Consider the following 14,644-nt stretch of genomic DNA (forward strand, 5'->3'; position numbering starts at 1 on the left):
CGAGCAGGGCGGCGGCGACCAGGGCAATTTGCCACGTTTTGTGTTGACATCGCTAGGTCGGGGGACCAGACTCGCAAGATCTTTCGACTGCCGGGGAAGAATCCAGGGGGAGGACCATGTCCAGGACCAGATTCAGGTTGGCCGGCGCGACGATCGCCCTGATGCTCGCCGCCGCGGCGGGCTGCAGTGGGGGCGAGGGCGTCGACGTCGACGGCAACGACACGGCGGGCGCCGGAGGCGTGCTCAACGCCGCGATCGGCGGTGAACCCGACCAGCTCGATCCGCACAAGACCTCCGCCTACTACAGCTTCCAGGTGCTGGAGAACGTCTTCGACACGCTCGTCGAGCCGGACGCCAACCTGGAGATGAAGCCTTCCCTGGCCACCGAGTGGACGACCAGCGAGGATCAGCTGACCTGGACGTTCACCCTCCGCGAGGGCGTCAAGTTCTCCGACGGTTCGCCGCTTACCGCCGAGGACGTCGTCTACTCCTACAACCGGATCATCGACGAGAAGCTGAACAACGCGTACAAGTTCGGCACCGTGAAGTCGATCGAGGCCACCGACCCGAAGACCGTGGTGGTGACCCTCAACGCGCCGACCCCGAACCTGCTGGCCAACCTCGGTGGCTTCAAGGGCGTGGCGATCGTCCAGAAGGCCAACGTGGAATCCGGCGAGATCACCACCAAGCCGGTCGGCAGTGGCCCGTTCGCCGTGGAGAACTACAGCTCCGGCGACAGCATCCGGCTGGTCCGCAACGACAACTACTGGGGCGAAAAGCCCAAGCTGGACGGCGTCCGGTACACCTTCGTCAGCGACCCCACCGTCGCCCTGCAGAACCTGCGCGGCGGTGAGGTGCACTGGACCGACAACCTGCCGCCGCAGCAGGTGCCGGCGCTGCTCGACGGGGACGACCCGACGGTGCAGTCGGTGCCCTCGACCGACTACTGGTACCTCGCGCTGAACCAGGCGCGCAAGCCGTACGACGACGTCAACGTCCGCCGGGCCATCGCCTTCGCGCTGGATCGTGAGGCGATCACCAAGGCCGCCAAGTTCGGGCTGGCCACGGTCAACCAGACGGCCATCCCGCAGAACAGCGCCTTCTACTACGAGTACGCGCCGTACACCCACGACGTCAACCAGGCCAAGCAACTGCTCGACCAGGCCGGGGTGAACGGCCTGACCATGGACCTCATGGTCACCAACGAGTACCCGGAGACGGTCACCGCCGCCCAGGTCATCGCCTCCCAGTTGGAGGCCGTCGGGATCACCGTCGAGATCCGTACGCTGGACTTCGCGCAGTGGCTCGACGAGCAGGGCGCCGGCAAGTTCGACTCGTTCATGCTCGGCTGGCTGGGCAACATCGACCCCGACGAGTTCTACTACGCCCAGCACCACAGCGACGGCACGTTCAACTTCCACGAGTACGCCAACCCGAACGTGGACCGGCTGCTCGACCAGGCCCGGACGGAGACCGACCAGGCCGCCCGCAAGCAGCAGTACGAGCAGGTGGCCAAGCAGATCGTGGACGACGCCAGCTACATCTACCTCTACAACCCCGACGTCGCCCAGGGCTGGTCGAAGCAGGTAAGCGGCTACGAGGTACGCACGGACCGGGCGATCCGGTTCCGCGACGTGGCTCTCGCTCGGTGACCCGGCGGGGGACCTCAGGTGGCCCGCTTCGTCATCCGTCGGCTGTTGCAGTCGGCCGTCGTGCTGCTCGGCGTGACCCTCGTGGTGTTCCTGCTGCTCCAACTGGTGCCGGGTGACCCGGTCCGGGTCGCCCTCGGCACCCGCTTCGACCCGCAGACGTACGAGGCGTTGCGGGCCCGGGCGGGGCTGGACCAGCCACTTGTGGTGCAGTACTTCGACTACCTGCGGCGGGCGCTGACCGGCGACCTCGGGGTCAGCTTCCGCAGTGGACGCCCGGTCACCGCGATCGTGCTGGAGCGGCTGCCGGCGACCCTGTCGCTGGCGGTCACCGCGGTGGTGTTCGCCATGGCGGTCGCCTTTCCGCTGGGGATCGTCTCGGCCATCCGCAGCGGCTCGCTTGTCGACCACGCGGCCCGGGTGTTCAGCCAGTTCGGTGTCTCGGTGCCGGATTTCTGGATGGGAATCATGGGCATCCTGCTCTTCTCCGGGGTGCTCGGCTGGCTGCCGCCGTCGGGGTACGTCGCGCTCACCGAGGATCCGGGGCGCTGGGCGTCCCACGTGGCGCTACCCGCCGCCACGGTCGGCCTGGTCACCGCCTCGATCCTGACCCGGTTCATCCGCTCGTCGATGCTGGAGGTGCTCTCCGAGGACTACGTGCGCACCGCCGAGGCGAAGGGACTGCGTACCCGGGTGGTGGTGTTGCGGCACGTGCTGCGCAACGCCCTCATTCCAGTGGTGACCGTGGTGGCGGTGCAGTTGGCCAGCCTGCTCGGCGGGGTGATCGTGATCGAGGTGCTGTTCGCCTGGCCCGGCATCGGGCGGCTCACCTACGACGCCGTCGCAGCCCGGGACTATCCGGTCCTGCAAGGGGCGGTGCTGCTGGTGGCGGCGTTGTTCCTCCTGGTCAACCTGCTGGTCGACATCCTCTACGCCCGTCTCGACCCGAGGATCACGGTCAAATGAGCGAGCAGACGATCAACCATGAGGGGCAGCTGCGCCGGGTGCTCGCCGCGCTGCGGCGTGATCCGCTCGCCCTGACCGGCAGCCTGGTGCTGGTGGTGCTGGTCGTGGTGGGCGTGGGCGGCTCGTGGCTGGCACCGTCGGGCATCAACGAGGTGAACGTCGACCAGATGCTTCAGCCGCCGAGCTGGGCACACCCGTTCGGCACCGACGAGTTGGGCCGTGACGTGCTCAGCCGGGTCATGGTCGCCGCCCGGGTGTCGTTGCAGGTCGGCCTGGTCAGCGTCGGCATCGCACTGGTGGTGGGGGCGACCCTCGGGCTGTTCGCCGGCTACTACCGGGGCTGGCTCGACAACGTGCTGATGCGCTGCATGGACGTGCTGTTCGCGTTCCCGGTGCTGCTGCTGGCGGTGGCGATCGTGGCGGTACTCGGTCCGGGCCTGGTCACCGCGATGGTGGCGATCGGCGTGGTCTACACGCCGATCTTCGCCCGGGTGACCCGGGCCGGCGTGCTCTCGGTGCGGGAACAGGTTTTCGTCCGGGCCGCGGTCTCCGTCGGCGCGTCCGACCTGCGGATCATGCGCCGGCACGTGTTGCCGAACATCGCGGCGCCGCTGATCGTGCAGACGTCGCTCTCCCTGGCCTTCGCGATCCTTTCCGAGGCGGCGCTGTCCTTTCTCGGCCTCGGCGTCCAGCCACCCGATCCGGCCTGGGGCCGGATGCTGTTCGACGGGCGTGGCTTCGTCACCGATGCCTGGTGGCTGGGCTTCTTCCCCGGTGCGGCGATCTTCCTCACCGTCCTGGCGTTCAACCTGGTCGGTGACGCGCTACGGGACGTGCTGGATCCTCGCCAGCTCACCGTCAGCGAAGCCAGGAGGAGCACCGCATGAAGCCCGTACTGGCCGTGGAGGACCTCACCGTCACCATCGGCACCCGGCGTGGGCCGGCCCACGCGGTCGCCGGGGTCGACTGGGCGGTGCGGCCCGGGGAGACGCTGGCGCTGGTCGGTGAGTCCGGCAGCGGCAAGAGCATGAGCGTGCTCGCCGCCACCGGGCTGGCGCCCCGCACCGCGCGGGTGACCGGCCGGGTGCACCTGCTCGGCATGGAACTCACCGGGGTGACCGAGGAACGCCGTCGACGACTGCGGGGGCGGCACATCGGGTTCGTCTTCCAGGATCCGATGACCTCGCTCAACCCGGTGCTCACCGTCGGCCGGCAGGTCACCGAGGCCGCCGAGGAACACCTCGGGCTGACCCGGCGGGCCGCCCGGTCCCGCGCCGTCGAACTGCTGGACATGGTCGGCATCCCGTCGGCCGGGCAGCGGGTGGACGCGTACCCGCACCAGTTCTCCGGCGGCATGCGCCAGCGGGTGGTGATCGCCATGGCGCTGGCCTGCGAGCCGGACCTGCTGATCGCCGACGAACCGACCACGGCCCTCGACGTCACCACCCAGGCCCAGATCGTCGAGCTGGTCGGCGACCTGCAACGGCGGCTCGGCACCGCGGTCGTCTGGATCACCCACGACCTGGGTGTGGTCGCCGGTATCGCCGACACCGTGGCGGTCATGTACGGGGGCCGGATCCTCGAACAGGGGCCGGTCGACGCCGTCTTCGGCACGCCGTCGCACCCGTACACCAAGGCCCTGCTGGCCGCCCGGCCGGACCCGGCGGCCGGCAGTGCGGAACTGGTCACCATCGCCGGTGCGCCGCCCAGCCCGCTGGATCTGCCGGCGGGCTGCGCGTTCTGGCCCCGCTGCCCGGTGCGGGGTGACGCCCGCTGTGAGCACGAGCTGCCGCCGCTGGTACCGGTCTCGGCCGGGCACCAGGTCCGCACCTTCTATCCGCAGCCGAGCGACGGGGAGCGCCGATGAGCGAGCGGCAGCGAGCGGATGATCAGCTCAGCGCGGTCGGGTCCGCCGACGGCACGGCGCACGGCGGGGTGCCGAAGCAGCGGGAACCGGGCGAGGTGGTGGCCGAACTCGACGATCTGGCGGTGTGGTTCCCGACACCGGCAGGTGTGGTGCGGGCCGTCGACGGCGTGTCGCTGCGGGTACGGCGGGGGGAGACGCTGGGGCTGGTCGGTGAGTCGGGCAGCGGCAAGTCCACCACCGGGCTGGCGCTGCTCCGGCTGGTGGATCCCACCTCCGGTACGGTCCGGGTGGGCGGCGAGGACGTCACCCGGTGGTCCCGGCGACGGCTGCGGGCGCTGCGTCGCCGGGTGGCAATGGTGTTCCAGGATCCGCAGGCGTCCCTGGATCCCCGGCTCACCATCGGGGCGAGCATCGCCGAGCCGTTGATCGTGCATCGGCTCACCGACGGTGGTGCCGCCCGCCGCCGCCGGGTCGACGAACTGCTCGACATGGTCGGGTTGCGCGGCGACCTGGCCGACCGGCATCCCCACGAACTCTCCGGCGGCCAGCGGCAGCGGGTCGGCATCGCCCGTGCCCTGGCCGGCGAACCGGACCTGATCGTGCTGGACGAACCGATCGCCTCGCTCGACCTGAGCGTGCAGGCGCAGATCATGAACCTGCTCCGCCGGCTGCAACGGGATCTGGGCCTGACCTACCTGTTCATCGCCCACGACCTGGCCGCCGTGGAGCACATGAGCGATCGGATGGCGGTGATGTACCTGGGGCGGATCGTGGAGAGCGGCACCCCGGCGCAGATCTGGCGGGATCCGGCTCACCCGTACACCGCAGCGCTGCTGTCCGCGGTGCCGGTCGCCGACCCGCAGGCCGAGCGGGAACGCCGTCGGATCATCCTCAGCGGTGACATTCCCAGCCCGGTGGACCCGCCGGGCGGCTGCCGGTTCCGTACCCGCTGCCCGCAGGCCCGGCCGGAGTGCGCCGAGACCGATCCGGTGTTGGCCGAAATCGACCCCGACCACCGCGCGGCGTGCCTGTTCGCCAAGGAGGCCGTGCGCGCCATGCGCTCGGCGTGACCCCGGTGCCCGCCGGCAGCTGGCGGGTCAGGGCTGCCGCAGCGGCCGGAACGCGGCCCGTACCTCGGCGGCGAAGAGTTCCGGCTCCTCCCAGGCCGCAAAGTGGCCGCCACGGTCGACCTCGTTGAAGTACGCGAGGCCGGGGTAGACGGTTTCGGCCCAGCTGCGGGGCGCGGCCCAGATCTCGCCGGGGAACGCCGTGAAGCCGACCGGGACCGCGACCGGTGGCGGCGGCTGGCCGGCCGCGTCGGCGGCCGCCTGGAAGCGCCCGAACTCCCAGTACCACCGGGCGGACGAGGCGCCGGTGCCGGTCAGCCAGTACAGGGTGATGTTGTCGACGACGGTGTCCCGGCTGAGACCACCCACCGGCTCGCCGTCGACGAAGGCGCGGGAGATCTTGTAGTAGCTGTCCGTGTCGTGGTCCAGCATCCAGGCCGCCAGCCCGACGGGTGAGTCGAGCAGCGAGTAGCCGATCGTCTGCGGTCGGGTGGTCTGTTCCAGGAAGTAGCCGAAACCGTCAGTGGTGAACGCGGTGAGCGCCTCGTGCGCCGCGCGTTCCGGCTCGGATTTCGCCGGCAACTGGTCCTTGAGACCGATCGCCGCAGCGAGCAGGTTGACGTGGATGCCGACCAGCCCGTCGGGTGCCTGACGGCCCATCGCGTCCGTGACGGAGGCGCCCACGTCGCCCCCCTGTGCGACGTAGCGCGGGTAGCCGAGGCGGTTCATCAGCTGTGCCCACGCGCGTGCCATTCGGGCGGAGTCCCAACCGGGCTCGGCCGGCTCGCCGGAGAAGCCGTAACCGGGCAGGGACGGTAGCACCAGGTGGAAGGCGTCCTCGGGCCGCCCGCCATGCGCCGTCGGATCGGTGAGCGGGCCGACCACCCCGAGCAGTTCGACGACCGAGCCCGGCCAGCCGTGCGTCATGATCAGCGGCAGCGCGTCCTCGTGCGGCGACCGTACGTGGATGAAGTGAATCGTCACGCCGTCGATCTCGGTCGTGTACTGCGGCAGGGCGTTCAACCTGGCCTCGCACGCGCGCCAGTCGTACTCGGTGGTCCAGTAGCGGGCCAACTCCTGGACCGTCGCCAGTTGCACGCCCTGGGAACGGTCGGCGACCAGCTCCCGGGTGGGCCAGCGGGTGGCCGTGATCCGGCGACGCAGGTCCGTCAGCGCCTCTTCAGAAGTGTCGAGCCGGAAGGGACGGATTCCATCGTCGGGGGACATGCTCACCACCTGTCGGGTCGGATCGCGCGGCACCGGCCTGGCCGAGCCTGTACGCGCTCATCTTCACATCGGCTCGGCGACCGGGGGGTCGGAACAGGGTTGTGGGTGGCGCTGCGCCAGGTTCTGCCCGGCCCCGCCCGCTCAGCGCTGGTCTGGACGGGCCGCTGCTGCTGGCCCTGTCGTACGTGCTGCTGCGCGCGGTCCACCTGGCGCTCTACCACTGGGCGGGCGAGCCGGCGCTGCGGCGGCGGATCCGGCGTTTCGCCGTGGCGAGTGTGCTGGCCTGGTTTCCGCTGCTGGTCGGTGCCGCGCTCGGCGGATGGGCGCAGACCTGGCTGTGGGCCCTGGCCTTCCTGGTCGAGATCGGCGGGCAGCGCGGCGTGGTGCAGAACCGCCTGGGCGGGTGGCCGGTGCGCAGCCCCGAGTACTTCGCCGAACGGCACGGGCTGGTCCTGATCATCGCGCTGGGCGAGTCGTTCCTCGCGGCCGGGGTGGGTGTCGGCACCATGGTCACCAAGCTTCCGGTGCTCGCCGGCGCGGTGATCGGTTTCATCCTGATCGCGTGCCTGTGGGCGGTCCACTTCGACCGGGTCAGTCCGCTCGCGGAGCAGGCGCTGTTGCGGGCCGACGGTGAGCGGCGGGACCGGATCGGCGCGGACGCCTACTCGCTGGGACATCTGCCGCTGATCGCCGGCGTGCTCTACACGGCGCTCGGGTTCGAGGACGTGCTGGCGTTGATCTCCGCCGCCGACACGCCGGGTGGGGAACCCCTCGGCTGGCCGGGAGTGGTGGCGCTCTACGGAGGCACCGCGCTCTATCTGCTGGGCACCCTGCTGGTGCGCTACCTGTCCGGGTGGGGCACCCGGGCGGGCCACCTGGTCGTCGCCGTCGTACCGCTGCTTCTGCTGCCGGTCGGCCGGGCGCTACCGGCCCTGCTCGCCATCGGTCTGCTCGCCACCTACCTGGTCGGCCTGGTCCTGCTGCCCCGGCTGACACCCGGTGGGCGTCAGCCGTGGGCGTCAGCCGCCCGGTGACACGGTCAGCGGAAGGACCAGGTCACCGGCGCCGGGCCGGCCGGACTGATCAGGCGTTTCCGGTACCTGACTCACCGACCGTCACCGCGACCCTGGGAATCAGCCCGACGGCGGGGTCGTAGCGGACCGGGACGGGATCGCTGAGTTCCCCGACGAACTCGCCGTCGGCGTGCTCGACGAAGCCGATGAGGGACCAGCCGTCGCCGTCGGGGACCAGGCGGGGCGCGTACAGGTGCGGCTGCGCGACCGGCCGGGCGGCGGCGATGTCCCAGGGCCCGCGCACCGTGGGCCCGGCGGCGACCCAGAGTCGCGACTCGGGCTCCCGGCCGGCGGCGAAGGCGTTGGTGCAGAACAGCAGCAGCGGCTGTCCGTCGACGACGGCGACCTGCGGCACCTCCAGGTGACCGAAGCCGGCCGGCGTGGACAACGGCGGCCGGACCGTCCAGTTGACCAGGTCGGGGGAGGTCGCGTGGCCGACGACACCGCGGGTGTCGCCCGGTCCCTGGTTGGTGCGGGCGGTGATCAGCATGTGCCAACCGTCGCCGTCGGGGTCCGGGAAGACCCATGGGTCGCGCCAGGCCTGCTCGTACCACAGCTCGCGGTCGAGCAGCTCGTACCAGGTCGGGTCGGCCTCCAGCAGCAGCCCGTCGCCGTGCCGCTGCCAGCTGACCAGGTCGTCGGAGACGGCCAGCCCGATGCGCTGTACCAGGCCGTCCTCGGCCCGGCCGACCCCGGTGTAGAAGAGGTACCAACGCTGGTCCGGGCCGCGGACCGTGCAGCCGGTCCAGGTCGCCAGGTCGTCCCAGGCGGGTGCGTCGGCGGGTACGAGCGCGTCGGCGCGCAGCTGCCAGGTGCGCAGGTCGGTGGAGACCGCGTGGCCGATCGAGGCGCGCCGGTGGCGGCGATGGGGGTCGAGCAGGGCCCGGGAGGCACGCAGGAAGAACGCGTGCCAGCGGCCGTCGTCGTCCTGGGCGTACCAGCTGTCCCACACCCAGTGGTCGGGCAGTCGAAGCATGGCCGGAAACGTACCAGTGAATCGGTTTAGCGACTACAGCGGGTGCGGTGCTGCTGTCGGGGAGACGGTGAAGTTCAGGCGTCGGGGGCGGCCACGGACCGTCGCCGCCGCAGCGGCATCGGCACGAGCGACGCGCCGCCGTCACCCCCGTCGAGTAGCACCTCCACCGCACGGCGGCCCATCTGTTCGTGCGGCAGTGCCGCCGTGGACAGCCCCGGCCGCAGCCACGCGGCGATCGGGTCGTCGTCGAAGGAGATCACCGAGAGGTCGCCGGGAATGCTCAGGCCGGCCTCGCCGAGCGCCTGGTACGCGCCGAAGGCGAGTCGGTCGTTCATGCAGATCACCGCAGTGGGCCGGGTCGGGCGGTCCAGCAGCGTACGCATGGCGGCGTAGCCGTGCTCCGGCAGCCACTCGGGGCAGAAGCCCTCGGTGAGCAGCGCGACACCGGCCGCGGCGAGGGTGCTCCGGATGCCGCGCAGCCGGGCGTCGGCGGCCAGCGAGATCTCCGGGTCGAGTTCCTTCTGCCGGTTGCGGCCGATCAGGGCGATCCGGTCCCGGTGGCCCTGGGCGAGCAGCGTCTCGGCGATCATGGCGCCGGCGCCCTCGTCGTCGGGCAGCACGCAGGGCAACGGCTCCGGACTTGTCGCGTTGAGCAGCACCACCGGACCGCCGAGGATGGCCGGTGGCACCGCCAGTCGGCGGGTCGCCATGGCCGCGTAGATCACCCCGTCGACCTGGCGGTCGAGGATGGCCTCGATGGCGTACCGCTCGAACGTCGCGTCGCCCTGCGTCTCGGTGATCAGCAGGACGTGGTCGCGCTCGCGGGCGGCGTCCAGCGCCCCGCGGATGAGGCCACCGGCGAAGCGGGTGGTGGCGACGATGTCGGAGACGAACGCGATGGTGGCGGTCTTGCGGGTCCGCAGGCTGCGGGCGGCCACGTTCGGTCGGTAGCCGAGTTCCTCCGCTGCCGCGAAGACCCGCTGGTGCGCCTCGGCGGAGAGCCGGGTGCCCTCGCGCCCGTTCAGCACCATCGACGCGGCGGTCTTGGACAGGCCGGCCCGTCGCGCCACGTCGGCCAGTGTCGCTCTCTCACGGCCCATTGCGTCCTCCGATCACGGCGGCCGTCCCGACGCCGCCGTGGTCCCATCATGCTGGGTCGAGTCACTTCCGTGGTCACCGGCGGTGTGTCCGGCCTGGTCGGGGGCCGGTGAACCAGTTGTTTCCAGACCGTTGCGAACTCGTCCTTGACAGTCCCCGGCGACGCGCGCATGCTCTGCTAAATCAGTTTAGCGACGTGGTTTCGCCTCTGCGGTGGACGCCTTCGCGTCTTCCGACGTCATATTGGGTACCGCGGGCCGCGAGCCGGGGTTCGGCACGCGACGTGCGACACGTGGTGGCCGACGGGCCGGACTCGTGGCGGTCGCCACGGGCGGCCGTCAGTCGGTCCGGCGCGCGGATGAGTCAAGGAGCATGAGGTGCCGGAGTTCTCGACAAGATTCACCCGACGCCGGTTGGCCCTGCTGGTGCCACTAGTGGGCGTCAGCCTGGCCATCACCGCCTGTAGCGCACCGGGTTCGGAGGAGACCCCCGCAGGGGACTCCGACGCTCCGGTGAGCACCGAGCTGGGTACCGACCCGATCACCCTGGAAATGTACGCCGAGACCGGCTTCCCGCTGGCCAAGGCCCTCGCGGACGAGTTCACCAAGCAGCACCCGAACGTCAAGTTCAACGTCCGCGAGGACCAGTTCACCGTCATCACGGAGAATGCGCCCCGGGTGCTCGCCTCGGACAACGCGCCCGACATCATCCGCCTGCCCACCATGGTCGACCTGGTGAAGGACGGGCTGCTGAAGAACCTGGACCCGTACTTCGACGCGTACGGCTGGGACAAGTTCCCCGCCTCCCAGCTCGTCCAGCTGCGCCTGTCCGACGGCGGCGCGGTGCGCGGCAGCGGCTCGCTGTACGGCATGGGCCTGGGCTACAGCGTGACCGGCGTCTTCTACAACAAGAAGCAGGCCGAGCAGGTCGGCATGACCCAGCCGCCGGCCACCATCGCCGAGTTCGAGGAACTGCTGGCCAAGGCGAAGGCGGCCAACCTGCTGCCGATCATGCAGTTCAACAAGAACACCGCCGGCATCAACTTCCCGCACCAGGCGCTCCAGAACCAGTACGGCGACCCGACCGCAATCGCCGACTGGATCTTCCAGAAGCCGGGCGCGACCTTCGACACGCCGGCAGCGCTCAAGGCCACCCAGACCATCCAGAAGTGGGCGGAGGCCGGCTACTTCCCGAAGGACGCCAACGCCATCGACTACACAGCGATGATGGGCGAGTTCCAGAAGGGCAACGGCCTGTTCATGTTCAACGGCGACTGGGAGTCGGGCAACCTGGACAAGAACATGGCCGGTGAGGTCGGCTTCTTCCTCTTCCCGGGTGAGACCGCCGACGCCAAGCGGGTCGCGATGTCCGCGCCGAACACGTTCGGCGTGGGCGCCAAGGCGAAGAACCCGGACGCCGCTGCCTTCTTCCTCAACTGGGTGCACACCAACGACAAGGCCCGGGAAATCTCGGTCACCATCGGCGGTTCGCACCCGGGCGGCCCGGCCGACCTGGCTCTGCCGCCGGTGTCGGAGGGCACGGTGCTCGCCGAGACGCTCAAGGCGTCCCAGCAGCTCGGCGCGGACAACGGCGCGGTCGACTTCACCGCGAACGCCACCGGCGGCATCTTCGCCGCCGCCATCACCCCCGAGATGCAGAAGCTGATCGCCGGCCAGCAGACCCCCGAGGGGTACGTGAAGGCGGTCCAGGCCGAGTACGAGAAGGAACTGTCCCGATGACGTCTGCCCTCGGCAGCGCCCCGGCCGGGTCGGGCACCGCGTCCCGACCCGGCCGGGGGGACACCCGGTCACCCGCGCGGCCCCACCGGAAGCGGTGGGGCCGCACGGTCCGGTGGTCCGGGTGGCTCTGGGTCCTGCCCGCACTGATCATGTACGGCGTCTTCGTGCTGCGTCCGCTCGTGCTGACCATGCAGTACTCGCTGTACCACTGGAACGGCATCGGTGCGGCCCGGTGGGCAGGGCTGGACAACTACCTCACGGTCTTCACCGACCGGGACCTGTTGAAGATCATCTCGAACGCGTTCATTCTGATCATCTTCTTCAGCTTCATCCCGGTCCTGCTCGGCCTGCTGGTGGCCAGCCTGGTCCGGCGGATCACCACCGGCCCGGCCGGCACCATGGTCCGGACCGTGCTGTTCCTGCCCCAGGTGATCCCGCTCGTCGCCGCCGGCATCGCCTGGAGCTGGGTGCTCTCCACCAACGGCCTGGTCAACCAGGCGCTGCGGGCGGTCGGGCTGGGCGGCGTCACCCGGGCCTGGCTCGGCGAGTTCGACACCGCGCTGCCGGCGGTGGGCGTGATCGGCACCTGGGTCATGCTCGGCCTCTGCACGATCCTGCTGATCACCGGGATGAGCAAGATCGACCCTTCGCTCTACGAGGCCGCCCGCATCGACGGCGCCGGCCCGGTGCGCGAGTTCTTCGCGGTCACCCTGCCCAGCCTGCGTCAGGAGATCGGGATCTGCCTGACCGTGACCATCATCGCGGCGCTGGCCAGCTTCGACATCGTCTACATCTCCACCAGCGGTGGCCCGGGGATCCAGACCACCGTGCCCGGCCTGGAGATCTATCGGCTCGCCTTCTCCCAGCGTCAGGTCGGCCTCGCCTCGGCCCTCGCGGTGGTGCTGATGGCGCTGGTGCTGGTGTGCGTACTGCCGATCCAGCGGCTGACCCGGGGAGAGAAGTGATGAACCTGACCACCCGCAGCGAGCGGCTGACCGGACGCATCTTTCTGATCGCGCTGGTCGTGGTCACCCTGCTGCCGTTCCTGAGCATGCTGTCGGCGGCATTGCAGCCGCGTGGCACCGTGCCCACCGGCCTGGCCTGGCCCACCGATCCGCAGTGGGGCAACTTCGTCGACGCCTTCAACGCCGCGAACATGGGCGCGCTGCTGAAGTCCAGCGCGCTGATCGTGGCCGGGGTGGTGCCGGTCGGCGTACTCATCGCGACCATGGCCGGGTTCGGCCTCGGCCACCTGCGGGTGCCCGGCGGTCACCTCGCCTTCGGGCTGCTGCTGCTCGGCCTGACCCTGCCCTTCGAGGCGGTGGTCACCCCGCTGTACTACCAGATGCGGGACCTGGGCCTGCTCAACACCCGTTGGGCGATCGTCCTGCCGTTGATCGGCCTCTACATGCCGTTCGCGGTCTTCTGGATGCGCGCCCACTTCATAAACGTGCCCCGGGAACTGTCCGAGGCGGCGCGGGTGGACGGCAGCAACACCTGGCAGCTGTTCTGGCGGGTGCACGTACCGCTGGCTCGGCCGGCCATCGCCTCGCTGACCATCCTGCTGTTCCTGTGGACCTGGAACCAGTTCCTGCTCGCCATCGTGCTCGTCGACGATGCGACGAAGCGGACCATGGCGGGTGCCCTCGGCGCCTTCCAGGGACAGTGGGGAACCGATCTGGTGCTGCTCTGCGCTGGCTCGCTGCTCATCCTCACGCCTACCCTCATCGTGTTCCTGATCTTCCAGCGACAGTTCATCAAGGCCCTGCTTCAGGGCTCCGTGAAGGGATAGCGGGTTGAGCGACAGCCAGACCCACGGTGACGTCGAAGAGGGCTTCGGCCCGGTCGCCGACGTGTTTCGGGACAACTTCGCCCACCGGCAGGAGGTGGGCGCGGCGGTCGCCGTCTACCTGCGCGGCCGTAAGGTCGTGGACCTGCACGGCGGGCTGGCCGACGTCCGGTCCGGACGCCCCTGGACGGCGGACACGCCTGCCGTCGTCTTCTCCTGCACCAAGGGGATCATGGCGATCTGCGCCTACCTGCTGGTGCAGGAGGGGCGGTTGGACCTCGACGCGCCGGTCACCCGCTACTGGCCGGAGTTCGGCCAGCACGGCAAGGCGGAGATCCCCGTTCGGTGGCTGCTCACCCACCAGTCCGGCCTGCCGGCGCTGGACAAGCCCTTCTCCCGCGAGGAGGTGCTCGCCTGGGAGCCGGTGATCAAGGCCATCGAGGCGCAGACTCCCTTGTGGAAGCCGGGCACCGCGCACAGCTACCACGCGATCACCTACGGCTGGCTGATCGGCGAGGTGATCCGGCGGATCACCGGTGAGATGCCCGGCGCCTACTTCGCCCGCGTTCTCGGAGAGCCGCTGGGCCTGCGTACCTGGATCGGGCTGCCGGCCGCCGAACGGGACGCCGTCGCCTGGATGCTGGCGCCGATCGGCGAGCCCGTCCCGGCCAGCGACCCGGTCGCCGAGCGCGGCATCACCATGGGCGGCGCCTTCGCCTTCCCCGCCGACGAGAACGGCCTGGTCAGCTTCAACGACCCGGCCATTCAGGCCGCCCAGATCCCGGGCGCGGGCGCGGTCAGCACGGCCGAGAGCCTGGCCCGCCTCTACGCCGCCTGCGTCTCCGAGGTGGGTGCGGCGCGGCTGCTCAGCCCCGCATCCGTCGACGACGCCGTCACGGTCCGGGTGAGTGGTCAACAGGTCTACGGGCTGCCCGATGCGGGGCATCGCTGGGGCACCGGTTTCCTGGTGCACTCGGTGCCACGCCCGATGCTCGGCGTACGCAGCTTCGGGCACGACGGCGCGGGTGGACACCTGGCCTTCGGCGACGACGCCCACCAGGTCGGCTTCGGCTATGTCGTCAACCAGATGGGCGGCTTCGACGACGAGCGGGCCAACCTGCTCTCCGCAGCGGTCCGGGACTGCCTCGGGCGATAGGTGACCGACGCGGGTGGCCCGGCGAAGCCGCTCGGCT

13 protein-coding genes are annotated in these 14,644 nt (G+C 70.4%); 10 read left to right on the forward strand and 3 right to left on the reverse strand.

What is annotated here, in order from left to right:
- Nucleotides 1-116 precede the first annotated feature (116 nt).
- From Vse01_RS00715 to Vse01_RS00735, 5 genes are read left to right on the forward strand one after another with little or no spacing between them, the layout of a single operon-like run.
- The gene (locus tag Vse01_RS00715) at nt 117-1,652 is read left to right on the forward strand and encodes an ABC transporter substrate-binding protein (protein ID WP_093402186.1); all 1,536 of its coding nucleotides are present in this window, start codon (nt 117-119) and stop codon (nt 1,650-1,652) included.
- 18 nt (nt 1,653-1,670) lie between these two features.
- The gene (locus tag Vse01_RS00720) at nt 1,671-2,615 is read left to right on the forward strand and encodes an ABC transporter permease (protein ID WP_093402187.1); all 945 of its coding nucleotides are present in this window, start codon (nt 1,671-1,673) and stop codon (nt 2,613-2,615) included.
- Nucleotides 2,612-3,502 carry an ABC transporter permease gene (locus tag Vse01_RS00725; RefSeq protein WP_093402188.1) on the forward strand — a complete coding sequence of 297 codons (891 nt, stop codon included), beginning with the start codon at nt 2,612-2,614 and terminating at the stop codon, nt 3,500-3,502. The genes Vse01_RS00720 and Vse01_RS00725 overlap by 4 nt, the downstream gene beginning before the upstream one ends.
- The gene (locus tag Vse01_RS00730) at nt 3,499-4,482 is read left to right on the forward strand and encodes an ABC transporter ATP-binding protein (protein WP_093402189.1); all 984 of its coding nucleotides are present in this window, start codon (nt 3,499-3,501) and stop codon (nt 4,480-4,482) included. Before Vse01_RS00725 ends, Vse01_RS00730 begins: the two co-directional genes overlap by 4 nt.
- Nucleotides 4,479-5,552, forward strand: a complete 1,074-nt coding sequence (locus tag Vse01_RS00735; RefSeq protein WP_093402190.1) for an ABC transporter ATP-binding protein — start codon at nt 4,479-4,481, stop codon at nt 5,550-5,552. Before Vse01_RS00730 ends, Vse01_RS00735 begins: the two co-directional genes overlap by 4 nt.
- 27 nt (nt 5,553-5,579) lie before the next feature.
- Here Vse01_RS00735 and Vse01_RS00740 read toward each other — a convergent pair whose 3' ends face one another.
- Nucleotides 5,580-6,776: an epoxide hydrolase family protein gene (locus Vse01_RS00740; RefSeq protein WP_093402459.1), complete on the reverse strand. Its 1,197-nt coding sequence runs from the start codon at nt 6,774-6,776 to the stop codon at nt 5,580-5,582.
- A gap of 101 nt (nt 6,777-6,877) precedes the next feature.
- Here Vse01_RS00740 and Vse01_RS00745 point away from each other — a divergent pair, with 101 nt between their 5' ends.
- A complete protein-coding gene (locus Vse01_RS00745; protein ID WP_170863322.1) occupies nt 6,878-7,810 on the forward strand; it encodes a low temperature requirement protein A in 933 nt (310 codons plus the stop codon).
- A gap of 49 nt (nt 7,811-7,859) precedes the next feature.
- Here the strand turns inward: Vse01_RS00745 and Vse01_RS00750 are convergent, their stop codons facing one another.
- Both Vse01_RS00750 and Vse01_RS00755 read right to left on the reverse strand, forming a co-directional pair.
- On the reverse strand, nt 7,860-8,825 hold the full coding sequence (locus tag Vse01_RS00750) for a glycoside hydrolase family protein (protein WP_093402192.1): 966 nt from the start codon (nt 8,823-8,825) through the stop codon (nt 7,860-7,862).
- A 74-nt stretch (nt 8,826-8,899) separates the two neighbouring features.
- Nucleotides 8,900-9,925 (reverse strand): LacI family DNA-binding transcriptional regulator, encoded by a 1,026-nt coding sequence (locus tag Vse01_RS00755; RefSeq protein ID WP_093402193.1) that lies wholly within the window; start codon nt 9,923-9,925, stop codon nt 8,900-8,902.
- 375 nt (nt 9,926-10,300) lie between these two features.
- Between Vse01_RS00755 and Vse01_RS00760 the strand changes: the two genes are divergently transcribed.
- Genes Vse01_RS00760 through Vse01_RS00775 form a run of 4 tightly spaced genes read left to right on the forward strand, consistent with a single transcriptional unit; the run spans nt 10,301 to nt 14,607 of the window.
- A complete protein-coding gene (locus Vse01_RS00760; RefSeq protein WP_093402194.1) occupies nt 10,301-11,662 on the forward strand; it encodes an ABC transporter substrate-binding protein in 1,362 nt (453 codons plus the stop codon).
- Nucleotides 11,659-12,627: a carbohydrate ABC transporter permease gene (locus Vse01_RS00765; protein WP_093402195.1), complete on the forward strand. Its 969-nt coding sequence runs from the start codon at nt 11,659-11,661 to the stop codon at nt 12,625-12,627. Before Vse01_RS00760 ends, Vse01_RS00765 begins: the two co-directional genes overlap by 4 nt.
- On the forward strand, nt 12,627-13,454 hold the full coding sequence (locus tag Vse01_RS00770; RefSeq protein ID WP_093402196.1) for a carbohydrate ABC transporter permease: 828 nt from the start codon (nt 12,627-12,629) through the stop codon (nt 13,452-13,454). Before Vse01_RS00765 ends, Vse01_RS00770 begins: the two co-directional genes overlap by 1 nt.
- Before the next feature lie 4 nt (nt 13,455-13,458).
- Complete coding sequence (locus Vse01_RS00775) at nt 13,459-14,607, forward strand: serine hydrolase domain-containing protein (protein ID WP_093402197.1); 1,149 nt, start codon at nt 13,459-13,461, stop codon at nt 14,605-14,607.
- Nucleotides 14,608-14,644 lie beyond the last annotated feature (37 nt).

Source organism: Micromonospora sediminimaris, assembly GCF_016863575.1.
In the GTDB taxonomy this organism is placed as follows: Bacteria; Actinomycetota; Actinomycetes; order Mycobacteriales; family Micromonosporaceae; genus Micromonospora; species Micromonospora sediminimaris.

Excerpts from the sequence above, each read along its gene's own strand:
- Vse01_RS00715 (WP_093402186.1), top strand. The coding sequence starts at position 117 with ATGTCCAGGACCAGATTCAGGTTGGCCGGCGCGACGATCGCCCTGATG.
- Vse01_RS00725 (WP_093402188.1), top strand. The coding sequence starts at position 2,612 with ATGAGCGAGCAGACGATCAACCATGAGGGGCAGCTGCGCCGGGTGCTC.
- Vse01_RS00730 (WP_093402189.1), top strand. The coding sequence starts at position 3,499 with ATGAAGCCCGTACTGGCCGTGGAGGACCTCACCGTCACCATCGGCACC.
- Vse01_RS00735 (WP_093402190.1), top strand. The coding sequence starts at position 4,479 with ATGAGCGAGCGGCAGCGAGCGGATGATCAGCTCAGCGCGGTCGGGTCC.
- Vse01_RS00740 (WP_093402459.1), bottom strand. The coding sequence starts at position 6,776 with ATGTCCCCCGACGATGGAATCCGTCCCTTCCGGCTCGACACTTCTGAA.
- Vse01_RS00750 (WP_093402192.1), bottom strand. The coding sequence starts at position 8,825 with ATGCTTCGACTGCCCGACCACTGGGTGTGGGACAGCTGGTACGCCCAG.
- Vse01_RS00755 (WP_093402193.1), bottom strand. The coding sequence starts at position 9,925 with ATGGGCCGTGAGAGAGCGACACTGGCCGACGTGGCGCGACGGGCCGGC.
- Vse01_RS00765 (WP_093402195.1), top strand. The coding sequence starts at position 11,659 with ATGACGTCTGCCCTCGGCAGCGCCCCGGCCGGGTCGGGCACCGCGTCC.
- Vse01_RS00770 (WP_093402196.1), top strand. The coding sequence starts at position 12,627 with ATGAACCTGACCACCCGCAGCGAGCGGCTGACCGGACGCATCTTTCTG.